This window comes from Mycoplasma sp. 1573 (assembly GCF_053851775.1).
On the sequence record NZ_JBSQBG010000002.1, the window covers coordinates 258,849 to 284,307 of the forward strand.

Here is a 25,459-nt window from a genome sequence, read left to right on the forward strand (position 1 = left end):
ATTGAATTATAGCACCATTAATTGAGAAATGAAAATGCAAAATTAAAAAAACATGCCGGTTTATTGGCATGTTTTCATTAATGAAAATTAGTTTTGTACGCTTTCTTCGCTTGGGTTAGATTGTGAAGCATCTTGGTTGATTTGTGGAACTTGTTTTCCGTTCAAGAAATCATACATTTTTTCAATATTTTCTAATGAAGAAATATCAAAGTTAGCTTCAGTTTTTGATCTAGCAACAAAGTCAGCAGATAGTGCACGGTAAGCAGCAATATCTCTAATTTGTTCATCTGTTAGAGTTTGTTTTAGAGATAGGTTTACATGTCTTGTTGCATCTCCATATGCCATGAATTTATCCATGATGTCATATTTAATTTGTAACAATTTAATGTATCCTTGAGAAATCATTGAATATTGAATTCTTGTTGCAGAAGTTGTTTTTGTTCTTTCTGGATTTTTATCTAATAGTCAGTATTTCGTAGCTTTGTAGAATTCTTGATTTGAGAAGTATTTAACCATATCTGAAGACAATTTAGCAAAAATTCTTGATTTATCTTCTGTTGGTTTGTAGTAATTTTCAATAAATGCTGATAGAACACCTTTTTGCCCACCTTCTAGAACAACTGAGTTGTTTAGAAGTTCAACTTTATCAGTTTTAGCTAATCAGTAATTATATTCTGACGATTGTCCTCATGCATATAGGTTTACATACATATCAACTACTGAGTTTAAAACGCCTGTGCTAATTAGTTCTCTAACTGGATCAACGTCTGCTTGTGCTTGGTATGAAGCATTTTTAACAAATTCTGGTTCTAGAGTATTTGTTACGAATGCTTTTAATGTTTCTCCATAGAAAGGAATAAATTGCATATCTTGTTGGTAACCGTTAGTTGAATCTAGTAGTTTGTCGTTAATAATTGATTTGATTTCTTTTAGGGCTTCTGAAGCTTTAACAACGATGTTTTGGCTTGCTTTAACTTGTAGAGCAAGTAGCATGTCGTCGTGTTCTTTGAATTGTTGTGATGTTGTAAATAATTGGTCATCTTTAACAATTTCATTGAATTCAGCTTGGTATTTAATTTTGATTAGTTTTGTATTTTGATCATCTGGTAATGAGTTAATCAAGTTAAATACATCATCTTTATCTGCGAAGTATTTTTCTTTAGCTTCTGCTAGAGCTGCAACTTCTTCAGCATCATAAATAGCTTTTCTTAGAACAACAATAGCATCTTGAATGTTTTTGTCATTTAATTTATCTTCAACGATTGGTTGTTCTGGTTCTGCTAATGCTTTTGCATCAGTAATAGCTTTATCTAAAATAGCAATTGCTTCAGGGTATCTTGATAATCTTGCATCAGTTTTTCTAGCTTTAACAATTCCCACCATTACATCGTACATTGATTGGTAGTTAACTAGTGAGTTATCCATTGCTTTAACTTTAGCTAGGATGTCAGCAAGTGTTTGGTCAACACCATTTTTTAATAAGTCAGTGTGGAACATGTGTTTTTGAACTTCTTGATCTTTTTCAGTTCCTCATGTCATGACTTTAGCTTTAACACTGTCATCTTCTGAAAGTTTGTCATTGAAGAATTTACCATCGTTAACTGTTCATTTGTCATAAATTTTCTTCAATTCAACAAATGGAACTGCTCTTTGAGCAACGTTTCTTGTTGAGTACATTGACAATAATCTTTGTTTTCATCAATCTCATGATCATGTTTTGTAAGATTCATCAGTGATGCAGCCTTCTTCACGGCCCACTGATTCTTTAATTGAAATTTTTCAGTATGGATCAAATATAAGGTCAGCAACATCTTGGTTTTCAGCATAAATTGCTTTTGTTTCAACAATTAAGTTTTTGTAATCAATTAAAGCTTTATCTTTTCTTGCTTTTTCAAATGAATCTTTAATATTTCTTAATGCAGCAGCTGATCTAACAACTAAGTCAATAACTTTGTCTCTTAGACTTGGGTATGTTGTCCCTTCAGTTTCGTTTGTTGTAGGAGCAACCACTGGTGCATCAATTCTGTTAGATAGAACATTTAAGAAGTCATTAATTCTTGTTTCTAATTCTTGTTTAATTGTTGAGTATCCATCAACATTTTCTGAAATACGTTTGAATAATTCTTCAGCGTCTAGGTTTTCTAGAACATATTCAGAATCCGCTGTTACAGGCTTATTAATTTCAAGAGCATTATCTTTGACAATAGTTAAGTTTGATTTGTAATCATCAGCAACATCTGATTGAACATTAATTGATTTATTTGATCAGATGTAAGCTTTGTTTACTAAAGCTTTTAGATCGTTCATTTGTGTTTGTAATTTGTGAGCAAATACAAAGATTTCTAAATCATCTCCAAGAGCAATGATTTCGTTAGCTACTTTTTTGCCCTCTTCAACTGAACGATATTTCTTCAATGTTATACTGTTGATTCCGTCTTTTGAAGCGACTGATTTTTCATCAACGTATTGACGATATAAATCAATTCTTTCTTGTATAACTTTTTTGTCTTCATCATTGAATCTAGCTAGTCTTCTTGTTGCTGCAGTTTCTTTCTTAGCATAGTATTCTCTAGCTTTTGTTAGCATATAGTTATTTGCATTATCAATGAATAAAGGAATATTTTTAGCAATTGCATCATTTAATGCTTTTGCTTTTGTTTCATAATCTGCTACAGTTTCAGGATTTGCAGCTGTTTTGTTTGTACCAAAAGTATCCTTTAGATCTTTTTGAACATCATAGTTAACATTTGTGTCTGAACTTGTTGCACTTAAATTTTGACCATATTTACCATTTCAAGTATCAATTTTTCATTGTAGAACACTCAAGTCTGCTAGAGCTTTTTGTCATTTTGCTTTAGCTACTTCAATTTTAGCTTTTTCAATAGCTTCTAGAATTTCTTTAGTAGCAGGTTTAACTTGTGATTCATAACTGTCTTTTAGTTTGTCATTTTCGTCGTAAAGTTTTGATTTAGCTGAAACTAAAGCTTTCTTTAGACCATCTAATGCTGTTGGGTAATCTTTGTTTTCATCCATGAATGCATTTGCAGCTTTAACTGCTTGTGTGTATTGATATAGATTTTTAGCAACTTTAGCATCGTCTAATGCTTTTTGTAGAGCGTCAGTAGCATCTTTAATTGTGTTTGGTTTGTCAGTTGATTGTTCTACATCTTTTGAAGCTTTAATTGCTTCGTAAATTTCATTAACTCTTCCATCTAAAACAGCTTTTTTGTCTGTTAAATCTTGTGAATAGTCTGTTATAGTGTTATTATTTTCACTTTTATATTGAGCAAGTCATTGTTCTACAACTTTTTTCAAGTCATTGTATGCTTTTAGTTCATCTGTTGCAACAGCTTCTTTCATTCTTCAACTTAGGTAGTCGATTTGTGATTGAATTTGGTTTCTGTTAACTCTGTCAATTGTTGTATCTCTATCAACATCAGCAGGTAATCCTTTTTCTTCTCAAACTGTGTAGTTTGCTTGGTTAACTGCTTGGTTAACAATAACTTTCGAAGCTTCTTCAGTTAGTTGAGCTTTTCTGTCTTCAACGTCTTTTCTTGTTTTTAGGAATTCTTGTAGAGTATAGTTTTTATCTACTGAATCAACTAGTTTTTGCAATTCAATAGCAGCTTTTCTAACAGCATCAAAACCTGATTGGTTTGCTTGTGCTGTTGAAACAGTAGCATCAGTTTCACTTAGTTTTGATTGTAGTTGTTGTTTGTATGAGCTTACTAATGCTCTCTTTGAATCAAGAATGTTTTCATCTGTATCAACATCGTTTAGTTTTGTTGATAATAAGTCATTTGCAGCTGTTTGAGCAACTTTATAGTCAGCTTTAACTGCATCTAATTTAGCATTATTTAGAGCAGCTACTAGTGTGTCATATTGATTTGATACTTCTTGCAATTTAGCATCTAAAGCAGTATTATCAACTAGTGTTCTTACATCACCGATTGATTCTACATAACTTGTAGCTGTTGTAACTGCTTGGCTCAATGTTTCAGCAATTTCGTCGTAACGAGGACTTTCTTTGGCGTTTTTAAATGTTTGTGCTTGAGTGTCAGCAGTTGTTGCAAGTGATGTAATAGCATCTTTTTTAGCAAGAATTTCATCTTGTTTGTCGATAATTTTTTGATCTTCTTATGCTTTGTTGTATGCTTCACTTAATTTGTTGTATGCTTCAACAACTTTTGCGTCTTCACTTTCTTTTGCACCTTCAACAACTTTACCTTGTTCGTCTTTAACGGCTTGTAAAGTTGATTTGATGTTTTCGTATGAAGATTTATTTAAACCTTCTAAGTAACCTTTAACTTCTTTATCTAATTCTTTATAAACAGCAACTTGGTATAGTTTGTTTGCTTTAGCTTTAGCTTCAGTCAAGGCAGCATATTGTTCTCTTCAAGCTGAATCTGTTTCAACCTTGTCTTTAGTTTTTCCATTTTCATCTTGATCTTGGGTTTTAGCAACTGAGTCTGTAATTGCTTTTTCAAAATCGGTTGCACTTAAGCTTTTAGCTTTTAGATTATTTAATAGTTCTTTTGATGAGTCAACCAATTTTTTGTATTCTTGAACCATTGCACTTGCTTCGCTTGTTTTTTGAGCAATAATGGCTTTAGCTTTTTCAATTGCAGCTTCTAACTCTTTTGTTTTTGCTACTAATTCTTCACTTGAAGCTTTGTTGCTGATTGATTTTGCGTCATCAATAGCTTTTTTAAAGTCTTTCAACTCTTCAGCAAATGCTGAATTGTCATCGTATAACTTTTGAGCTTCAAATAACTTAGTACCTAAGTCTTTCAACTCTTGACTTGCACCGCAACTTGCTGATAAAAATGCTAGCGAGATACCAACAGCTGTAGTAGAAAGAAGTCCAGTAATGACTGCGACTTTTTTACTTTTTGTCATACAAAGTCTCCTTATTTTGTATTTTGTATGTATTTGTTTTTCGAAAAACATTTCGATAATAAAACTGTTTTATTTTTTAAAAGTGTAAAACATAGTTTTAAAGTCAAATTATTAATAACATTTAAAACTCCCAAAATGATAGTAAATTGGCACAACTTTTTTGTACCTTAACTTAGCAACGTTTTACTATGTAAAACTATCATTTTCTTGTTTTACGTTTCTAATTATAACCCACTTTAATAAAAAATGGTATTTTTGGACATTGAAAAATGCTGATTTCAAGCATTTTTTTAATTAATTTTTATTTTCTAAATAAAAAGTGCCACAATGGGCACTCTTAGATGGTTATTGAAAATTATTCAGCTTCTACTTCGTAAACTGAAGCATATTTACGGTTTCTTCTTGTTTCGTATTTTACAATACCATCAACAAGAGCGTATAAGGTGTCATCATTTCCTCTACCAACATTTTTTCCTGGAAAAATTTTTGTTCCTCTTTGACGGTAGATGATTCCACCTGCTAATGTAAATTGTCCGTCTGCTAACTTAGCACCAAGTCTTCTTCCGGCCGAGTCACGACCGTTATGGGTACTTCCACCTGCTTTTGTTTTTGCCATGTTCTAATTACCCCTTGATCTCTTCAATTTTTACTCTTGTGTAAGGTTGACGGTGTCCTAATTTACGTTTGTGAGTAGATTTAGCATTGTGACGATACACAACGATTTTTTTAGCTTTTCCTTGTTTTTCAATAACTCCAGTAACACTAGCTCCTTCAACATATGGTGCTCCGATTTTTGATTCTAGAGCAACTACTTTGTCAAAAGTTACTTTGCTACCAGCTTCTCCATCGATTTTTTCGATGAAAATTGTATCTCCTGGTTTAACAATTAGTTGTTTTCCACCAGTTTCAATAATAGCGAACATAGATGTCCTCCTTATTTGATGGCTCGCCCTTAAGGTGCTATGCTTAAAACCTGTTTGGAACGGTTACAACAAGTAACGTTTTTAATTATAAATTATTTTGTTATTTTGTTACTAAAAAACTTTACAATGTAAACTTGCTATTTGTAGCATAAATTTTTTGTTGTTTTGCATCAATAAGTTGTCCTTCAGAAGTTAAGAATTCTCAAATTGAAGCAACCAAGTTTGCAAAACCTAAATCAAAGTTTTGTTCTACATCCTGACGTAATTTTTGAATGCCAGGTCATCTTCTACCTGGACCAATTTTGTCGCTGACATAAACAATTTTTTCTAAAGTTGTTGGTTTTATACTTAAAGTAGTGTGATGTTTGATTGCATGAAGAATGCTTTTGTTAGTGATTTTGTATTCATTTTTAAGAAACAAGTAGGCAGTTAATTGGTGGTATTGATAAGGATGATAATCCTTAAAATTTAGTCCATATTTTTGAATCATTTGCTCGTGTTGTTCGTTAGTTCATTCTTTAGTAATATCATGCAGCAAACCAGCATAATAAGCAGTCTTAACATCATAATTTAACTGTTTAGCAAGTTGAGCTGCATATTCTCCAGTTGAAAAGCAGTGACTATTTCTTGAAATTGAAAGAGTGTTAAGAATTAAATCACGAGCGTATAAAAAGTTTTTTCCAATGTATGACTGAACCCTTGAATCAACAATTTTGATATTACCTTGACGATATTCAGTTGCTGCAAAATCTCATAGTGGGTTATCCAAAATCAAAACGTTATACTTTTTTGCATTAATTTTAGAAAAATTCTTAGTACGACGAAAACACACAAGTTTCACTCACTTACTGAAATCATTAACACCTTGTCACTTGTTTAAAGAACTTAAATTGTCAGAACCTAGAATGAAAAACAATTCATCTTGTGAATATTTTTGTTTAAAGTATTTCAGTGTTTCGAATGTGTATGAAGGTCCTGTTCTTTTGATTTCAAAATCACTAACTTCAAAATTATCAAAATCCTGAATAGCGATTTTAACCATGTTGTAACGGTCTTGATTAGAAGCAGAAGGTTGATTTTTTTTATCGGGATTTTGATTAGCAGGAATAAGAATAATCTTGTCTAAATTTAGTGTTTTACAAGCATGTTGAGCAATCAAAATGTGTCCTTTGTGGATGGGATCAAAAGTTCCGCCAAATAAACCTATTTTCATCTTGTTTCCTTTCTTATTTTGTGCAGTTGTAATTATTATGTGACATCAATATTTGTTTGTTGGGCAAATATATCTTTTATCATTTTACACAACTATAAAAAATTTCAAGCCTAAAAAATAAAAGACTACACTTGCAAGTATAGTCACAGTTATTTTTTCAAAATTGATTGGTCAATATCAATTAAATCATTATTGTCATAGTCATTGATGCTGAATTTGATTTGGCCAGCACGAACGTTTTGCATATTTTCATGTTCTTGGCCAGTAAAAAGCGTTTTTGAGCCAAGTGAAAAATTAATTTTATCGATAATGGCTTTGCTATCATTTTCTTTTTCTTGTTCAAAAAGCGAAAAAGGTGTTTCATTGTCTTGTGAAGAAATTAAATTGTGAACTCTTAATCCTATTCCTCTTAGTGGTTCACCATCTCAATTTTCTTTTAGAAGTTTAAAACAAGCTTTAAAAATATCTTCGAGATTGTTTGTTGGTACCTTGATATTACGTTGAAAAATATTTCAACTTTTATCTTGATTACGAACTTGAACAGAAACTACGGAACATAGATAATTTCTTATTTTCAAACGATTTACAACTTTTTTAGTTAAGGACAAAAGAATATTTTTGAGATGTTCTTCATCAAAAATATCATCTTGCATAAAGGTTGTAGATTGACCTATTCCTTTTAGTTCAGTTGGTTTTGCTTCTTGTGATTGAACTGTTATCCCTTTTGCCATTTGCTGAAAGCTATAAAAGTTAACACCCAGTATTGAACGTAATAAAGTAGTATTCTGGCAATATACAAAATCGCCGATTGTATTGATATTTACTGCTTTGAGTTTTTGTGTACTTTTTCTACCGATCATGAAAAAATCACCAATATCTAGTGAGTAAAAATTGTTAGCAATGTCTTCTTTTTGAGTAAAAACTATTCCGTGTGGCTTAGCAAGATTAGTAGACATTTTTGCTAAAAATTTGTTGTAACTAATTCCTATTGAACAAGGTATGTTAAGTTGATTCCAAATTGTGTCTTGAATGATTTTGGCATATTCGATAGGAGAAGAATAATTTTGTATCACATCACTAACATCAAGATAGCACTCATCAATTGAATAAACTTCAATGTTTTTACTGAATTTTGTTGCTATTAGTTCAAAAATTCTAGCACTCACAGAACGATAATAATCTAGTCTTGGTTCTAAAACCAAAAGGTTAGGAATTTTTTGTTTGGTAACGTAGATTGGCTCACCTACTTTAGCACCTAATTTTTTAGCATCAGAACTTAAAGCAGTAGCAATTGAACGTTTAGTATTTTTAGAAATTGCAATCGGTACACTTTTTATATCTGGTCTGATTGCTCTTTCACAAGATGCAAAAAAACTATCCATATCAATATGGAAGTAAATTTTATTATTCAAGGTTTAATGCCTTTTTGATTGCTCTGATAATAAGTGAAGCGCACTCAACACGATTTAAGTGTTTTTTAACATTTTCAAAAACTACTAAGTTATTCAATAATTCCTTGTTTTCCGTGTGATTTTGATTAATCATCGACTCATAGTTTTCCAAAATTTCTTTAACTTCTTTAGTACTTTTGTTTTTTATTAAATCTAAAACCAAATCAGTTGAAGAAATAAAAATAGAACAACCGCTACCATTAAATTGAGCATTTTTAATAACGTTATTTTCCACCACTAAACCAATTTCAAGATTGTCAGCACACCCACTTCTTGAGTAAGCTTGTCCTTGCAAACCACTAAGTGTTTCACTTTTATTGTTTGGGGTCAAATAGTGTTGATAAATTAAATCCCTTTTTTGTTGATCACTAAATGAAGTCAAGAAAATCACCTCCATTGATTAAAGCTTCTATCAGTCTTTCAATATCTTTTTCATCATTGTAAAAGGCAAGCGAGACTCTCACCATTGTGCCATGAAAATTAGGATCAATTTCAAGTAAATAAGCACAAAAAGTTCCACTGCGAACGTAGATGTCACGGTGTCCTAAGTACGAAGCAACATCTTGTGAACTAACGTTTTGGATATTAAATAAACAAATATTATCACCAGGCTTAGAATACAAAATAATATTTGGCACTTTAGTTAGTTTTTCATGCAGTTTTGTAGATAAAGAATACATTTTTTCATTCATTTTATCAAAACCAATTTCATTAATAAAATCAATAGCTTTGTTGAACTGATAAATCCCAGCAAGATTTAAGGTTCCTACTTCATATGCGCTGTAGTCCATATCATAATTTGGATTACTGAACGATTTTGCAGCTCCACCACCAAATTTTTTAGGCATTACAAATGAAAAAACACGATCACTTATACATAAAACTCCAAGACCTGTTGGACCATACATTTTGTTTGCAGAAACAGCGATAAAATCACAATTTTTAATAGTTACTTTAGTGTGTGGCGCGGCTTGTGCAGCATCGTTAACCAAATACACATCATTTTTTAAACATGCTTGATAAATTGAGTCTAATTCGTATTTTTCGTTAAGATTATTTGTTTGCTGACTAAGGGCAACAATTTTAGTTTTTTTATTAATTTTTTGCATTAAATCTTGTTGTGTGGTGAAATATACAAAATTAACATTTTTGTCTTTTAAGAAATAAAAATATGGCAAAACATTGCTTGCATGATTGTATAAAGAAAGTAAAATTTCATCACCTTCATTGACTAAATCTGCTAACATCATAGCAACTTGGTTGAGTGCTTCACTTGCTCCTGAGTAAAAAATTGTCTTTTTTCAATCAGCTTCAAAAAATGAAGCGACTTTTTGACGAGTTTGATTAACTATGTCGCTAACTTCCATTCCTAGTCTTGAGTCTTTTGTTCGAGTTGAAATCGAAAATTTAGTATAAAAATCATTACCAGCTTGACAAACTACTTCCGGTTTCAAACCTAATGCACCATTATCTAAATAAGCAATGTCATTATTTTGCAGCATTGGAAAAAATTTCTTATAATCCATTTTTTACTCCTTTTCAAATAGTGAAATATACTCAATATTTTTCGATTTATTACCCAAAATAGGACTTTTTTGAATTGCCAGGAACTTGAAACTGCACTCTTTTGCATATTCAATTACTCGATTAATTAAAAACTCGTGATGTTGTTCTTCAACATATCCACCTTCAGAAACGTATTTTGAGCTTGCTTCGAATTGCGGTTTAATCAAAGCAACTATTTGCTTTTTCGAAGCTAAAAAATCTTTACAAACTTCAAACACGTGTTTAAGCGAAATGAAACTAACATCAGTCACAACTAAGTCAATATTTTCAGTAAATGAAGATTTAGTTAGAGTCTTAAGATTGGTCTTTTCCATATTTATGACTCGATTATCATTTTTTAATGTGTAGTGCAGCTGATCGAAACCTACGTCAACTGCATAGACTTTTTTTGCTCCGTTGAGCAATAAAATTTGCACAAAACCACCAGTACTCGACCCAATATCAACACACACAAAATCTTTAGGTATTATCTTGAATTCTTCGATAGCTTTTTTTAATTTATATGCTCCACGAGAAACAAATTCTTTTTGATTAATTAAGTCCAGCTTTATATCAGGGCGGAATTTTAATGAAGGAAGAATTTCTTTATTTCCATTAACCAAAACATTGCCAATTCGAATTTGAAAATCAGCTTCACTTAATTCTAATTCAAATTTGTTGCTAATCAATATATCTAATCGTTGTTTGGTTATTTTACTCATTTTAAAATTAACCTCACATAATAATTAAAGTCAGGAGTTACCTTTTCCAATGACATACAAAAATCATTGAACAAGTCTCTTTTTCGAGCATTTGAACTAGTTATTCCATGGATTTCAAAAATGTTGGGTACTTGATGTTTAACATCATAATAGTAAGTTGATGTTTTGAAAATGTAGTAAAGAAACTTTCCAAAAGATTTTCAATCACACGACTGAAATTTTTCATCGATTGAGTTGACATGATTAAGTAAAATAGTTAAAAACATGTTCTTTTGGAAATTACTATTCATTAATTCTATTTCTACTTCGGCCAGCTTATTAATTGAATAGTTAGTATCGAATAAAATCAAAATTTTTGAAATCAGGAAGCGCATTTGTTTGTTTCTAAATCTTTGACGATATTTTAAAATAACCTGATTTTTTACCAAAATCAAGTTTATTTTTGCAACAGTTTGTTTAATATAGTTACTTTTTATCATCTTTATTAATTTTATCCAAAATAGCGTTTACAAATTTGTAATTAACATTGTAAATCTTAGCAATGTTAATCATTGTATCTATGACAATTTTAGGATCATTTTTACGCATTTCAAAAACACCGTAAATTAAAATCGCTCTTGCTAAGGCTGGAATTCTATCTCAAGTTCAATTGTCTAAAAGATAGAATTGAATAATTTTTTGAATTGTTGGGATATTTTTTTCTAACAATTCAATAACTTTCATTTGCGAGTCACTAAATGCTGAGTTTTCAAAAATATATTCACTGTTTAGTGGTTTATTAAAAAGTTGTGACTGATAAATAAGTGTAATGAAAACCATTCTCTTTTTAATCATTAACTCATTGAAAGCGACCTTTTTCGCTATTTCATTTAATTGCTTGTCTGTTTCCATATTTTTTCCTAAATTAGTCATAGATATTAATTAATTTTATTTTTTGATTATCTTTATTTTTTGACAGAGTAAAAACTATTGCGTTTACCTGACACTTATTAGGACTGACTTTAAAAGCACTTCGTCCATTGTGGCGCATTTTGTCATAAACCTCATCATAGTTAGCACCAATAGCACTATTGTAAGGACCACACATCCCTACATCAGTACAATAATAAGTTCCATTTGGTAATATTCTTGCATCATTAGTTTGCACATGGGTATGAGTCCCTAAAACTGCGCTTGCTTTACCATCAACGTAAATTCCGAAGACATTTTTTTCACTTGTTGTTTCACCATGAAAATCTACTATCATATAGTCAAATTGGTTTTGTGAATAAATTTCGTCGAATTTGTCAAAAAAGCAGTCTGCTTGTTCTTCATTTCAAGGTGACAATAACGGATTGAACTGTCTTCCCATCATTGAAGTTACTAAAACTTTTTGATTTTTGACTTCAAAAATTCCGAAACCATGACCTGGATATGCATAGTCTATATTCGCTGGTCTGATTACGTCTTTGTTTTCAATGATTTCGCTAATTTCAGCTTTAGCTCAAACATGATTTCCAAGCGTAAAAACATCTATTCCAATTTGTTTTAATTTTTCATAATCTTGAGGCACAAAACCTTTTCTACCAGAAACATTTTCGGCCTGTGCGATAACAAAATCTATGCTATTTTCAGTTTTTAGTTTAAATAAATATTTTTCAACTATTTCTATTCCTGGTTCACCAAAAATATCGCCAAAAAATAGTACATTTATGTCTTCATTACTTTTAGTTATCATAATTAATTTTAATTTTATACTAATTCAAAAAAATCCTAAGATAAAAGCAAAAAGATTGTCAACACAATCTTGATTGCCTAATTTTGTTCTTTAATTTTTTGTTGGACTTTTTGCTCTATTTCATCATATTTATCTTTATTAAGAAGTAGATATTCACGAACTTTTTGTTTTCCTTGAGCTATATTTTCATTGTTATACGAGTATCAAGAGCCTTTCTTCTCAATAATTTTGAATTCTTCTGCTAAAGAAACAAGTTCGCCAGTTTTGTCAAATCCGTGACCAAAAACTATTTCCACATTAGCAATTTTATATGGGGCAGCCAGTTTGTTTTTAACAATTTTTACTTTTATCCCATTTCCGTTTATTTCGTTATTTTCACTAATGTTTTGCGTCTTTCTTACTTCAGCTCTAATTGAAGAATAGAATTTTAGTGCTTTACCACCAGGAGTAGTTTCGGGATTACCAAAAATGATTCCAACTTTTTCTCTAATTTGATTGATAAAAATAATTGTTGTTTTATTTTTAGCTAGTGAAGCGGTAATTTTTCTAAGTGCTTTTGACATTAATCTTGCTTGAGCACCAATAACTTGGTCGCGCATTTCGCCATTTAATTCAGCCTCAGGAACCAAAGCGGCAACGGAGTCAACAACAATCAAGTCAATTTGTCCTGTTTTAATTAAAATATCAGCAATTTCTAGAGCTTGCTCTCCACTATCTGGCTGTGACAATATTAAATTCGAAATATCAACACCTAAAGCCTTAGCATAAGTTGTATCGATTGAGTGCTCGGCATCAATAAATGCTGCTATTCCGCCATTTTTTTGGACTTCAGCAATTGCATGCAAACTTATTGTTGTTTTACCACTGCTTTCGGGTCCGTATATTTCAACAATTCTTCCCTTTGGTCATCCGCCTATACCCAGCGCACCATCAATTGCTATAGAGCCACTTGAAAAAGTTTCGCAGTTTTGATCCGGTTTGTTACCTAAAAACATGATTGATTCTTTACCAAATCTTTTTTCTATCTCTTTCAAGGTTGTTTCTAGCATACTTCTTATTTGTTCTTTTTCCACTTTTTCCTCCTACTTATTAAAGTAAGAAATTAGCACAGTTTTTAAATCAAAATAAAAAGTGTTGGTTTAACCCAAAACACTTTCTAATTTTTTAATTGCTCAATCTTCGACTAAAAAGCTAAATGTTACATTGACACTACCGTCATCTTTTTGATATTTGTCAATAACACTAACTTGATAGATACCCTTAAGTTTTGCAATTTTATCTAAAACAGTTTGAACACTTTCATGATTTTGTAAATTGATTGTAAAATCTCTAGTTTTTAAAGGATCATGCTTGTAATTTGCAAAGATTGGTGCTTTAGCTTTATCTTCATCTAAAAAGATTTCAGCATAAATTGCATCGCTTTGATATACTTGTGGATTCAACTTACCTAAATATCCAATCATTTTACCGTTTTTGAAAATTAAGGCTGAATAATTCGGGTGCAAATATTTGTTTTCTTGTTTTATAAATTCAACTTGACAATCAAGTAAGTCGATAATATCTTGTTTCATTTCGTTGAAACTTTTTTCGTTTGAAGCTAGTCCTAAAACATTGCTTTTGTCCTGAATCATTCCAATTTCGAAGATTGACATTTTTTTAATGCTTCGTTTTTGATTGTAGTCTAACACTTCAGCTAGTGAAAGAGCAAGTGAGTGACGCAACTGATTTCGATCACTAGAAGCATAAGTTGCTAAATCGATTGTTGAATTGAAATCAAAAGGATTTAAAATATTGGCCTTAGCACTAGTCAGGGTGAAAGTACGCACATTTTGATATTTCATTGCTTTTAAAATGTTGTTGTAATCTTTGTATGTAACATTTTCAACTTGCTTAATTTCTGGTTGAATAATGGCAAAATTTTCATAACCATAGAAGCGGAACACTTCTTCAGTTAAATCTTGCATTGTTTTTAAATCATAACGATAGGCAGGCGCCATTACTTTTTCGTCTTTAATCTCAATGCCAAGAGTATTTAATTTTTGTAAGGTTTGTTTAAATTTATCAGTTGCTGTAATCTCAAAACCAGCATAAAAATCTAAATAGGCTGCATCATAATCAAAAGTGTGTTGTTTGGCATCTTCATAACCAATAATTTGGCTAGCCTGATTTACTTTTGATTCTAGATATTCATGTGCTAACAAAATTGATCCCATGCTAATTTCTTTTGAAGCACGGTTAGCTGAATTTGTTTCTATTTTGACTTGTTTTTTTGAATTTCTTACTTCTTTTAAATCAAAAGAAGCAATTTCAAATAAAGCTGATGTTGTTTGACTATCGCAACCACTATTTTCACAACCTATAACAGCTGCCACTGAAACAACTTTGTTGTTGTTTAAAACACATAAGCTTTGGTCAAGTTCAACTTCTTTATTACCAAAAACTACTGCTTGGCCTGTGTATTTTTTCACTTCAAAATCTTTTGAATTTAATTTTCTTACATCATAAGCGTGAGTGGGTAGACCTGCGTATAGGAGCACTAAATTTGATAAATCAACTGCTTTAGAGATTGACTTTATCTCATTTTTCATTAAAAATAGTTCATCTTGTAAAGAAATTTTAATATCTTCAACTTTAATTTCTCTAAGTGTAAAGTGATTGGTTTCTTGCAGTGATTTGATACTGAAATCTGAATGAAACTCTTTTGTTAGCAATTTGTTTAAAGATAAAGGAGTTGTACCAAAATAAGCAGCTAATTCTTTTGCCATTATTAAATATGAATTAGCGTCTGCTCGGTTAGATAAAATGCTGATATCGATGATATAGTCATCTAAGGCAAAATATTCAATTGGATCTAGGTTTAAATCTACTTTGTTTTCAAAGACGAATATTCCATCATTTCACATATTTTTTTCGCTAATAGAATCAGGTTTAAAACCAATTTCTTCAAGTCCAACCAACATTCCTTCACTAATAATCGAACGCATTTCACGAGCCTGAAAAACATCTTTTTTGCTTCTTGAACCAGGTACAAAAGCCATTAAGTAGTGACCTTCTTTTACATTGGTAGCATTAGTTTGAATAGTTCTGATTTTGTCATTAAATTCAATTTCACAAACAGTTAAACGATCTGAATTAGGATTAGGATAAGTCTTTAAAACATGGCCAAATTTGATACCTTCAACATCAGCAAAGCGTCAATGTTCTTCAACTTCAAAACCAATTGAATTGATTGCCTTAGCAACTTCTTCTATTGTGATGCTTTCATCTAAATTTGCTAAACGTTTTAATTCTAAAAATGAAAATAACATCTTGTTTTCTCCTATCTAAATTGCTTTAAAAATCTTTCATCGTTTGTGTAGAATTCGCGAATGTCATTGATTCCATATTTAATCATAGCTATTCTTTCGATTCCTATTCCGGCTGCAAAACCATTCATGTCATTTGTGTAACCTGCCATTTTTAACACGTTTTCATGTAACATTCCTGCTCCTAAAACTTCGATTCAACGATTCTTGTAAAATACATCAACTTCAACGCTAGGTTCAGTGAATGGGAAATATGAAGGACGCAAGCGAATTTCTACTTCTTCTTCCAAAACATATGACAATAAACTTTTTAAAGTTCACATTAAATTACCAAAATTTGTATATCCAACCGACACAAAATCTAACTGAGTAAATTGATGTGAGTGTGTTTGATCTTCTTCGTCATTACGATAAACTTTACCAATAGCATATTGACTAAATGATTGATTTGCATATTTTTGCAATGCTCTTGCACTAATTCCTGTGTTATGAGTACGTAACAATGTGTTTTCATCGATAAATAGTGAGTCTTGCATGTCACGTGCTGGATGCGATTTTAAAATATTTAAACGTTCAAAATTATATTCGTCTGTTTCGATTTCACTCGCTCTAGTTTCAAAATATCCGTTTGAATTAAATCAGTCTTGCATTCTTGTGATAATCAAATTGATTGGATGAATTCCACCTTTCTTAGTAACTGGTTCATTAACATCAATTCAGTCTTTAGCGATAGATTGTTCAATTTCAAGTTGTAAAATGTGTTCTTTTGCTTTTTCAAAAAACGTTTCAGCTTCTTCTTTTAAAACTTTAATTTTTTTACCAATAGCAGCTTTTTGATCCGGACTAGCTTCTTTTAATTGTTGCATTAAAAGTCCAATTTCACTATCTGGAGCATTGAATTTTGCTTTTAATTGCTTTAAATCTTCTAAATTTTTGATTTCCGATAAGTCAAATTTCATCTTATTCTCCTTTTATTTTCTTTCAGTAGTTATAAATTTTTTGCTCATAGCTATTTTCACTAGCAGTGTAAAATTTTTGACCTGTTAATTCATCTGGTAAATATTGTTGTTTTACTCAATGATTTTGATAGTTATGTGGGTATTTATATTCAACACCATGTCCTAATTTTTTTGCCGATTTATAATGCGAGTCCTTTAAGTGAGTAGGAACATCATATGCACCACGATTTTCGACATTTACTGAAGTGTTTGACCAGGCTTCAATGACACTGTTACTTTTAGGACTTAAGGCAATATTTAGAATTGCAAAAGCGATAGGTAGATAACCTTCAGCTTCACCTAATCTTTCAAATGCTTCAATGGCTTGGAGTGTTTGCGAACCACAACTTGGATTAGCTAGTCCGACATCTTCATAACTGGCGCAAATCATTCTTCTAAACATATCATCAAAATTTTTGCTTTTATACAACAAATATCCTCAATACAAAGCTCCATCAGGATCACTTCCTCTTAATGATTTGTGAAAAGCACTCAAATGATTGTAAAATTCATTACCATCTTGATCAATTCCAAAATTGATAACTGAAAAAATTAGTTTTACTTTATTTACATCTATTGTTTCTTTTCTATACAATTTAGCCAATAGTTCTAAGTCACTTAGTAAGATACGAAAATCTCGATTAGCATGCTTTACTAAAACTCGATAAACATCTTCATTTTCCACTGTGAATAATTCCAATTTTTGATTAATATTTTTTGCATATTCAAGCATCAATTTGTCAGTCGGCTTTTTGAATTCAAAAATATTCATACGGCTTCTTAAGGCAGGATTAACCTTGAAAAAAGGATTTTCAGTAGTTGTTGCGTATACAGTGATGCTTTGATTTTCAAGATGTGGCAACAAGATATCTTGTTTGTCTTTGTTTAGTCTATGAATTTCATCAACAATCAAAATTTCGTTTTCTTCAATTAAATTGACTAATGTTTGCTTGTTATCGATAGCAGCATTGAAATAAGCAAAACTCTTTTGCATTTCATTAGCAAGAATTAAACTGATTGTTGTTTTACCACTTCCTGGGGGACCAAAAAATAAAAATGAACGATCATCTTTAACTTGAATAATTCTTGCAAAAAAATCTCTTTGTCAGTCTTCACAAATGAAATCTTCGAGATTTTTTGGGCGACGTAAACTTGCTAAATTCATATATTTATAAATTTTATATTAATTACTTAGTAATTTCTAAACACTTTCTATAAGAAAGGCAATAAAAATAGACCGGCTTAACCGGACTATTCTAAATTTTTCTAATTATTTTTTAGCAAAAGCTACAGCAACTAAGATAATGCATACAAGAACTAAAATAAGTAGCAATGAAACTAGAACATAGTATCCTTTAGGAACTTTTTCATATGTTACAACAGTTGTTGTTTGACTTTGTTCTTCATATGAAACTGGTTTTGCTTCTTCTACTGGTTGTTGTTGTTCTTCTTTTTCTTCTTCGTCTTCTTTTTTAGATGAAGATTCAATTAGGTTTTTTGAAACCAAGTAATCTGTTGCTTCTTGTGAAGAAACATTATTTGCTTGTAGTTCTTCAATACTTTTTAGAGCTGATTCCATTCCCATGCTTCCACGGAAAGCACCATTTTGGTGGAATCAAACACGTGAGTCACCTTCTAATCCTTTAGCAATTTCGATAAATTTATTTAAACTGTCTTGGAAATTGTCGAATGTAAAGTAATTATCTTGTTTAGCACGTTTTAAATGTCATGTTAGGTTATTTTCTTCATCACGTTTTTCAATGATGTAGAATCTTGTTCTTACTGCCATTTTATTCCTTTCGAATTTTATAATGCTATATTAATTCATATTTTTAAAAATATGTACTAAGTTTATCACAATAAAAATTTTTTTACTCAAAAAGTACACATTTTGACACAAAAAAGACACACAGGGAGACTGGTGTCTAATAATTATTTAAAGAAAGTAGCAAATTTAGCTTTATCTTTTGCTGAATGAGTAATAGCTTTTTCAATCTTATTGTATGTTTCTACAACATCTTGACGATCATAACTTGATTCAATTGCTTCTTTATAATACTGCATTTTTGACTCGAATTCATTGTCCTTAAATACCAAAGCTCAATCAGGAACTGAAGCAATATTTATTTTGTTTGTTCCAAAATTTTCATAAATTAAAAAAGAATAAACATTTATATCTTTTCCAATGATGTTTTGTAAGTGTTCAATGTGTTTGTCGTTTTGTTTTAAATGATTTTTAATTTCATAACGAACTTTTGGTTTTACTTTTCATCAAACATTATTGTTGTAATCACCTTCTATATCAGCATTAAACGACTTCATTTCAATAACAATAACCCCACGATTAGAAATTAATATACCATCCACTTCAAAAAGTTTCTTTTCATATTTTAGTAATGAACTAGGAATAAAAAAGAAATCTTGGCTAGAAGATCATTGTTGAATTTTTTTGGCAAATTCTTTTTCAAAATCTCTTCCCCGTCCCAATTTTTTCTTAATTTTTAAACGATAAAATAGAAAAATTACAAATCCTGCCACGGCTAGCAAGATTAAAATAACCATAGCTGCTATTAAACCATTTTTTATTATTGTTGGATTAGCAACAGACGCAGCATTATTAGTTTCTACAGTTGTATTTTGAATTTCTTCTTTTAGTACAGTCAGTAAATTATTCATTGCTATTTCCTCCGATTAAACTAAATTGATTGTTGCTTAAATATTTGTTGAGTTGTTTGTAATTAGGAACATATTCTTTCAGTGTTTTTTTAAATTCTGGTCCGTGATTGTGATGAGTAATATGAACCAATTCATGAATTATGACTGAGTAAATTATGTTTGGATCGAAATGTATCAATCTTAAATTATATTTGAATGTTTTTTCATTATTTTTAAGAATGTATTTACCTCAAAACGAAGTTACTTTGACAATTTTGATATTTTTTTCTAAATTCGATATTTGCATTAAGTTTTCACATCACTTGTGTGCTAAAAAAATAAATTTTTCTAACTCTTTTTTCAAAAAAAGACTGATTTTTTTACTTATCTCACCTTTATCATCTTTAGTTAATTTCAATTTTCAAACTTTTTCGTTAATTTCAAAAATGACGTGTTTATCAGTTATTGAAAAAAATATTTGTTGTCCGAAGTAAAAAAAATACTGTTTTTTAATATTAATTGCTTGAGTTGCAAAATTGTAATCATAATATTTTTTAGCAACCAATCTTCTTACTCAGTTTCAGTCGATTTGTTGGTGGTAGATTGAAAGACTAATTTCAAAACAATCATCACGCGGCCTTAAGATTGTGCGACTATTATTAGTTGGTACAATTACAAATTTAAAGGTTTTTTCGCCAATTTGTAATACAATATTATTACTCAGTCCAGTTTCAAGCATGACATAAATTTTATATGATTTATGTTTAAGTTTTATTTTTTTTGGTTATAATGCTTTTATCAACTAATCGAGGAGACAAATAAATGGCAAATATTAAATCAAAAATGAAAGCTATCGTATCAAACGAAAAAGCAAGAGTTAGAAACGCTGCAATTAAATCAAGAGTTCGTACAGCTATCAAGAAAACTAAACTTGCTGCAATGAATAATGCAGAAAATGTTAGTGAATTACTTTCAAAAGCTCACCACGAAATTGACAAAGCCGTTTCAAAAGGTGTACTACACAAAAATAATGGTGCACGTAAAGCTGCTCGTTTAGATGCTTTTGTTGCTAAAGCTAAAGCACAAGCTTAATTGTATTCAGAGAACCTTTTGGTTCTTTTTTTATTATTTTGATTAGTTTTTAACTAAAATTAAATTTATGAAAAAAATTACTGTAAATATTGAGATTTCAAAAGGAAGCTCAATCAAATATGAATACAATCGTAAAACAGGAAAGATAGCTGTTGACAGAATTTTGAGAGGAGATTTTAAATATCCTGCAAACTACGGTTATATTGCTGAAGCATTAGATTGAGATGGAGACGAACTAGATGTTTTAGTTTACTCATCTGAAACATTCATGCCTGGAGTAAGTCTAGAAGCAAGAGTAGTTGGAGCAATGAAAATGATTGATGATGGTGAAACTGATACTAAATTAATCGCAGTACATGCTGATGACTATCGTTTAGATCACATTCAATCACTAGCTGACTTAGATCAAATGTGACTACAAAGTGTGTCAAACTTCTTCAGTACTTACAAAAACTTTAAACGTGAAGGAATTACTCAAGTTACTGGATTTGAAAATGTTGAGTGAGCTGAAAAAGAATACCACGAATGTGTTGAATTAATGAATAAATACGGATCAATGGATAAAGATGATTTCATTGAAAAAATGAAAAAAGAACATCCTGAAAAATATCTTTAATCACTAATCAGTACATTAACGTACTGATTTTTTAAAAGGAGAAACATATGGACAAAAAGACATTTAAAAATAAGTTAATTTCTTACATGGAATTAGAAGCAATGAGTCGTTATGAAGAGCCAGTTGTGCAAATGCTAAAAGAAAATCTAAAAGATTCTTCATTCACCTTCAGTCGTGATGGTTTTGGATCACTAATTATGCTTAAAAAATCAAAAAAATCGAGCGCACCAAAAGTTATGATTACCGCTCACATGGATGAAGTTGGTTATTTAGTTCGTTTAATCGATAAAAAAGGGCAAATGCTTTTAACTCCTGTTGGTGGAATTTGACCTTCTGTTGCAATTGGAACAAAAGCAACATTAGTAACCAATAAAGACAACAAAAGGTTCACTGGACTATTTGGGCATACTTCAATTCACATTATGAGTAACGAACAAATTAAAAATGCCATGACTAATAATGAAATTTATGCCGATTTTGGTTTCAAAGATGATGAAGAAGCTCGCCAAAATGGTGTAGAAGTAGGTGACAGAGTCTACATGTCTGGAGAAACTATTCACTTTGCTAATGAAGACTTAATCGGTGGTAAAGCAATGGATAACCGGGCAGGAGTTACAACTTTAGAATACTTAGCCCACCTGGTTGACAAAAAAGAATTAGACTGTGATTTATATTTAGTTGGAACAGTACAAGAAGAAGTTGGAACACGGGGAGCAAAAAGCTCTGTAAGTTTAGTTGAACCTAATATTGCAATTGCCTTAGATACTACTTCAAGTCATGATACTATTGGCACAATTCCAGGAACAACAAAACTAAGCCACGGTGCTGCATTACGAGTTTATGATCGTGGAACTATGATGGATCCAAATTTAGTTGAATGAATGGCTAGCGTTGCTCGCGAAAATGATATTAGAGCTTATAAATTTGTGGCTGCAGGTGGAGGAACTGATGCAGGCGAATTGCAATACGGAAAAGGTGGAGTAGCAACAATGACGGTTTCATTGCCACAACGTTACCTACACTCACCAATTGGAGTTTGTGATATCAATGATTTAATGGCGGCAGGTCAACTTTTAGCGCAGTTTGTGCAAGAAGTTAATAGTGAAAGTTTTGATGCTAAATTAGCATACAAATAAGATGCAAAAAATTAAAGAAGGATATACAAATACATCATTTCGCGATAATGATAGATTTGTTCAAGTTAAAAAGTTAAACGGTTGAAATCACAATATTGACTACACAATTTTTAAAGACTTAGACTTTATTCCTAAACTAATTTCAAACACTGAAAAAGAAGTAGTTTGAGAATACATTGAAAATAAAAAAAATATTTGAGATCAATACACAATTAGTCAAATCGCAATCAATTTTAAAAAATTACACGATTCAAAAATCTCGTTACCGCCGAAAAATTTAGCGGCAAGATATGATAATTACAGAAAAATAATAAAAAATAAAAATCTGGACATTTTGGAAGTTAATAATTATAAAGATGTGGTTAATGAAATTTTAGAAATGTATCCCGATTCTTGACCAGTTCATAACGACTTGTATGGTTCAAATGTTATGACTGGTGTTGACAACAAGATATATTTTGTTGACTGAGAATATGCCACAATGGGTAATAAAAACTGAGATCTTGCTTTTGTTGTTGTGGCAACTTTATTCAATGAAGAACAAGAACAATGACTACTTCAAGCATATCAAGATTATGATCTTGAGGCTTACAATCGCTTTAAAATAGTGGTTGCTTACTTTATTGTTATTTGGGCTTATTCATTGGACCAAATGCCTATTGATATTGAAGCTTGAAAGCAAAGACTAACAAATTTAGTTAACAAATACTGAAAGAAATAATTTAAAAGACTGAAAGGTTTTTGGCCTTCAGTCTTTCTTTGTGTCAAAATTTAGTTTTACTACTGGTATTTGAGTAAAAATATCAATCTTTTTTGTGTTTGCTAAAATCAAGTTCAAAAAAGATATTAACTGTTTTTCAAGATATTTATTTCATTTTCGGTCAATTCTCTTCACTGACCTAGTTCTAAATTTTTGTCTAGTTGAAGATTACCAAAACTGAGTCTTTTCAAATAAGTTACCTTGTTACCCACTGCTTCAAACATTCTTTTAACTTGATGAAATTTTCCTTCACTTATTGTCAAAAGACACTCATTTTCGTTAATAATTTCAAGCTTTGCTGGCTTTGCTTTGAAATTTTCTTCGATCGTGACCCCATTTTCAAAAACTGAAATATATTCCTGACTAACTTGTTTTTCAGTCTGTACAAAATATTTTTTATTTACATGTTTCTTAGGTGACAATAAATTGTGTCCTAACTGTCCATCATTCGAAATAATTATTAGTCCTTCTGTGTCTTTGTCCAGTCTTCCATAACTAAAGAATTTTTTGTTATCTAAACTTGTTAGATCAAAAATTGTAGATTGAAAATTATCTTCATTAGCACACACATAACCTTGTGGTTTATTTAACATATAGTAGAAAAATTTTCGGTATTTTATAATCTCATTATCAATGCAAATAGTGTCATTTGCAGTAACTTGCTGAGTCTTTGTTACCATTTGAGAATTGACTAAAACTCGTTTGGAAGCAATTAATTTTTTGATTTCAGAGCGACTTAAGTTTGTTGCATCACTTAAGAATTTTTCAAGTCGCATGCAATTACCTTTTCAATATTCTTATTGATAGATTTGTAATTTGGTGTTTGTGTAAATTGTTTGATTGGTTCGACTTTGTGACGATTGATTTTGATTCTTTTTACAATTGTTTCAAAATTACTTCCATTAGCGTTGCCTAAAGCAATTTCTTCGAATTCATCATAACTAAATCCCATTTCGTCTTCATCATTTTGACCTTCTCACAAGTCAGCACTAGGTTTTTTGTGAACAATAGAGTCAGGAACTCCTAATATCATTGCAATTTGATAAATTTCACTCTTTAAAAAATTGCTTAGTGGCAATAAATCACAAGCACCATCACCGTATTTAGTGAAATAACCTAAATGATATTCATTAGCATTATCGGTTCCTAAAACTAGTGCATTATTCTCTTGTGCTTTAGCATACAAAAACACCATTCTCATCCGTGCTTTTAAGTTTGCTAAAACTAGTTTATCTTCTGTGTTAAGACTCTTTTTTAAATCTAAATATGCTTGAGTGAGATCAACATATTCAACTTGGGTACACAACTGATTTTCTAATTGTTTAACGTCACTCAAATTTGGCTTGTCACTTAAAGAATCGCTTATTGTGATCGAATAAAAATGATTGTTTTTTAGCTCAGGCTTGTTGTCTAAAATCATTGCTAAAGTGCTTGAATCTATACCACCACTAAGTCCTAAAACATAGCCTTTTTGATTTGAATGTTTTAAATTTTGGACTAATCATTCTTGCAATTTATCAATTGAGTCAACTAATTGTGAATAAGAATTGCTTTGTTGTATCTCTTTTAATGTTTTTTCTTGAATTTTCATGCTCTAATTTTAATCAAAAAGACTTATAATTATTTTTATATTTATGCTTAATTTAAAGGAGAAATAATGTCAGGACACTCAAAATGAGCAACAACAAAACACCATAAGGCTGCTCAAGATGCTAAAAGAAGTAAAATGTTTCAAAAATTCTCAAAAGAAATTATGGTTGCTGCTGCATTGGGAGGACCTGATCCAGATGCTAACCCTGCTTTAAGAATGGCTATTGCTAAGGCTAAAACACGTTCAATGCCTAAGTCAAATATTGAAAAAGCTGTTCAAAAAGGTTCAGGTGGTTCAAGAGAAGGATCTAACTTTAAATCATATATTTATACCGCCACAGCTTTTGGTGGAACCAATTTCATCGTAAGTTGTCTAACTGATAATTTCAACCGTTTAGCTTCAAACATTCAACACTACTTCAACAAAGTAAATGGGCAAATGGGTAATGGCAAAGTGCCTTACACCTTCGATGAAAGAGGAGTTTTAGTAATTGCTAAGGCTGACAACTTAAATGAAGAAGATTTAATGATGGCTGCTTTAGATGGTGGAGCAATTGATTTCATTACTGAAGACGAACAATATGTAATTTATTCAAATCCTGAAGATTTTAGTGAATTAAAGAAAAACATAGAACAACAATTTAACATTGAAAACTTCTTGACAGCAGAAATCAGTTATATTCCGAACATGGAAGTAGAAATTCCTGCTGATAAAGTTGAAAAATTTGAAAACTTTTTAGACACACTAGAAGACGACGAAGATGTACAAGAAGTTTACCACAATGCAAAATTCCCGAATGAAGAATAATTTGTCAAAGATAGGTAAAAACTTATCTT

At 30.8% G+C, this 25,459-nt stretch carries 26 protein-coding genes; 5 read left to right on the plus strand and 21 right to left on the minus strand.

The window, feature by feature from the left end:
* Nucleotides 1-87: 87 nt before the first annotated feature.
* From ACWXVT_RS02740 to ACWXVT_RS02830, 19 genes are all read right to left on the minus strand, one after another.
* A complete protein-coding gene (locus ACWXVT_RS02740; RefSeq protein WP_455968009.1) occupies nucleotides 88-3,993 on the minus strand; it encodes a hypothetical protein in 3,906 nt (1,301 codons plus the stop codon).
* A gap of 144 nt (nucleotides 3,994-4,137) precedes the next feature.
* Nucleotides 4,138-4,899 (minus strand): hypothetical protein, encoded by a 762-nt coding sequence (locus ACWXVT_RS02745; protein WP_455968010.1) that lies wholly within the window; start codon nucleotides 4,897-4,899, stop codon nucleotides 4,138-4,140.
* A 355-nt stretch (nucleotides 4,900-5,254) separates the two neighbouring features.
* Nucleotides 5,255-5,515, minus strand: coding sequence for a 50S ribosomal protein L27 (gene rpmA, locus ACWXVT_RS02750; RefSeq protein WP_438341672.1), 261 nt, complete (start codon nucleotides 5,513-5,515; stop codon nucleotides 5,255-5,257).
* Nucleotides 5,516-5,522: 7 nt separating this feature from the next.
* Nucleotides 5,523-5,822, minus strand: a complete 300-nt coding sequence (rplU, locus tag ACWXVT_RS02755; protein ID WP_438341671.1) for a 50S ribosomal protein L21 — start codon at nucleotides 5,820-5,822, stop codon at nucleotides 5,523-5,525.
* Between the two features lie 121 nt (nucleotides 5,823-5,943).
* A complete protein-coding gene (locus ACWXVT_RS02760; RefSeq protein ID WP_455968011.1) occupies nucleotides 5,944-7,035 on the minus strand; it encodes a nicotinate-nucleotide adenylyltransferase in 1,092 nt (363 codons plus the stop codon).
* Nucleotides 7,036-7,184: 149 nt separating this feature from the next.
* Nucleotides 7,185-8,417 (minus strand): Y-family DNA polymerase, encoded by a 1,233-nt coding sequence (locus ACWXVT_RS02765; protein ID WP_455968012.1) that lies wholly within the window; start codon nucleotides 8,415-8,417, stop codon nucleotides 7,185-7,187.
* Between the two features lie 22 nt (nucleotides 8,418-8,439).
* On the minus strand, nucleotides 8,440-8,868 hold the full coding sequence (locus tag ACWXVT_RS02770; protein WP_455968013.1) for an iron-sulfur cluster assembly scaffold protein: 429 nt from the start codon (nucleotides 8,866-8,868) through the stop codon (nucleotides 8,440-8,442).
* Nucleotides 8,855-10,012 carry an aminotransferase class V-fold PLP-dependent enzyme gene (locus tag ACWXVT_RS02775; RefSeq protein WP_455968014.1) on the minus strand — a complete coding sequence of 386 codons (1,158 nt, stop codon included), beginning with the start codon at nucleotides 10,010-10,012 and terminating at the stop codon, nucleotides 8,855-8,857. Before ACWXVT_RS02775 ends, ACWXVT_RS02770 begins: the two co-directional genes overlap by 14 nt.
* A 3-nt stretch (nucleotides 10,013-10,015) precedes the next feature.
* Nucleotides 10,016-10,753, minus strand: a complete 738-nt coding sequence (locus ACWXVT_RS02780; protein WP_455968015.1) for a TlyA family RNA methyltransferase — start codon at nucleotides 10,751-10,753, stop codon at nucleotides 10,016-10,018.
* A complete protein-coding gene (locus ACWXVT_RS02785; RefSeq protein WP_438341665.1) occupies nucleotides 10,741-11,232 on the minus strand; it encodes a hypothetical protein in 492 nt (163 codons plus the stop codon). The genes ACWXVT_RS02780 and ACWXVT_RS02785 overlap by 13 nt, the downstream gene beginning before the upstream one ends.
* Nucleotides 11,219-11,644 (minus strand): transcription antitermination factor NusB, encoded by a 426-nt coding sequence (locus tag ACWXVT_RS02790; RefSeq protein ID WP_438341664.1) that lies wholly within the window; start codon nucleotides 11,642-11,644, stop codon nucleotides 11,219-11,221. The genes ACWXVT_RS02785 and ACWXVT_RS02790 overlap by 14 nt, the downstream gene beginning before the upstream one ends.
* Before the next feature lie 13 nt (nucleotides 11,645-11,657).
* Nucleotides 11,658-12,470, minus strand: coding sequence for a TIGR00282 family metallophosphoesterase (locus ACWXVT_RS02795; protein ID WP_455968016.1), 813 nt, complete (start codon nucleotides 12,468-12,470; stop codon nucleotides 11,658-11,660).
* A gap of 77 nt (nucleotides 12,471-12,547) precedes the next feature.
* A complete protein-coding gene (gene recA / locus ACWXVT_RS02800; protein ID WP_438341805.1) occupies nucleotides 12,548-13,519 on the minus strand; it encodes a recombinase RecA in 972 nt (323 codons plus the stop codon).
* 90 nt (nucleotides 13,520-13,609) lie between these two features.
* A complete protein-coding gene (locus tag ACWXVT_RS02805) occupies nucleotides 13,610-15,778 on the minus strand; it encodes a phenylalanine--tRNA ligase subunit beta (protein ID WP_438341662.1) in 2,169 nt (722 codons plus the stop codon).
* Nucleotides 15,779-15,789: 11 nt separating this feature from the next.
* Nucleotides 15,790-16,734, minus strand: coding sequence for a phenylalanine--tRNA ligase subunit alpha (pheS, locus tag ACWXVT_RS02810; RefSeq protein WP_438341661.1), 945 nt, complete (start codon nucleotides 16,732-16,734; stop codon nucleotides 15,790-15,792).
* A 1-nt stretch (nucleotide 16,735) separates the two neighbouring features.
* Nucleotides 16,736-17,938 (minus strand): AAA family ATPase, encoded by a 1,203-nt coding sequence (locus ACWXVT_RS02815; RefSeq protein ID WP_438341660.1) that lies wholly within the window; start codon nucleotides 17,936-17,938, stop codon nucleotides 16,736-16,738.
* A gap of 105 nt (nucleotides 17,939-18,043) precedes the next feature.
* The gene (locus ACWXVT_RS02820; RefSeq protein ID WP_438341659.1) at nucleotides 18,044-18,562 is read right to left on the minus strand and encodes a hypothetical protein; all 519 of its coding nucleotides are present in this window, start codon (nucleotides 18,560-18,562) and stop codon (nucleotides 18,044-18,046) included.
* Between the two features lie 143 nt (nucleotides 18,563-18,705).
* Nucleotides 18,706-19,449, minus strand: coding sequence for an NERD domain-containing protein (locus ACWXVT_RS02825; RefSeq protein WP_438341658.1), 744 nt, complete (start codon nucleotides 19,447-19,449; stop codon nucleotides 18,706-18,708).
* Nucleotides 19,442-20,167 (minus strand): YgjP-like metallopeptidase domain-containing protein, encoded by a 726-nt coding sequence (locus ACWXVT_RS02830; protein ID WP_438341657.1) that lies wholly within the window; start codon nucleotides 20,165-20,167, stop codon nucleotides 19,442-19,444. Before ACWXVT_RS02830 ends, ACWXVT_RS02825 begins: the two co-directional genes overlap by 8 nt.
* Nucleotides 20,168-20,250: 83 nt before the next feature.
* Here ACWXVT_RS02830 and rpsT point away from each other — a divergent pair, with 83 nt between their 5' ends.
* From rpsT to ACWXVT_RS02850, 4 genes are all read left to right on the plus strand, one after another.
* Entirely contained in the window at nucleotides 20,251-20,520 is a 270-nt protein-coding gene (rpsT, locus tag ACWXVT_RS02835) for a 30S ribosomal protein S20 (protein ID WP_438341656.1), read from the plus strand.
* A gap of 67 nt (nucleotides 20,521-20,587) precedes the next feature.
* Entirely contained in the window at nucleotides 20,588-21,136 is a 549-nt protein-coding gene (locus ACWXVT_RS02840) for an inorganic diphosphatase (protein WP_438341655.1), read from the plus strand.
* Between the two features lie 47 nt (nucleotides 21,137-21,183).
* On the plus strand, nucleotides 21,184-22,272 hold the full coding sequence (locus ACWXVT_RS02845; RefSeq protein WP_438341654.1) for a M20/M25/M40 family metallo-hydrolase: 1,089 nt from the start codon (nucleotides 21,184-21,186) through the stop codon (nucleotides 22,270-22,272).
* A 1-nt stretch (nucleotide 22,273) separates the two neighbouring features.
* Nucleotides 22,274-22,993 (plus strand): phosphotransferase family protein, encoded by a 720-nt coding sequence (locus tag ACWXVT_RS02850; protein ID WP_455968017.1) that lies wholly within the window; start codon nucleotides 22,274-22,276, stop codon nucleotides 22,991-22,993.
* Nucleotides 22,994-23,118: 125 nt separating this feature from the next.
* On the opposite strand, the gene ACWXVT_RS02855 is transcribed toward ACWXVT_RS02850, so the two are convergent.
* Together ACWXVT_RS02855 and nadE are read right to left on the minus strand one after the other, a co-directional pair.
* Entirely contained in the window at nucleotides 23,119-23,808 is a 690-nt protein-coding gene (locus ACWXVT_RS02855) for a pseudouridine synthase (protein WP_438341652.1), read from the minus strand.
* The gene (gene nadE / locus ACWXVT_RS02860; protein ID WP_438341651.1) at nucleotides 23,787-24,623 is read right to left on the minus strand and encodes an NAD(+) synthase; all 837 of its coding nucleotides are present in this window, start codon (nucleotides 24,621-24,623) and stop codon (nucleotides 23,787-23,789) included. Before nadE ends, ACWXVT_RS02855 begins: the two co-directional genes overlap by 22 nt.
* A gap of 66 nt (nucleotides 24,624-24,689) precedes the next feature.
* On the opposite strand from nadE, the gene ACWXVT_RS02865 reads away from it, so the two are divergent.
* Nucleotides 24,690-25,430 carry a YebC/PmpR family DNA-binding transcriptional regulator gene (locus ACWXVT_RS02865; RefSeq protein ID WP_455968019.1) on the plus strand — a complete coding sequence of 247 codons (741 nt, stop codon included), beginning with the start codon at nucleotides 24,690-24,692 and terminating at the stop codon, nucleotides 25,428-25,430.
* The last annotated feature ends 29 nt before the right edge of the window (nucleotides 25,431-25,459 follow it).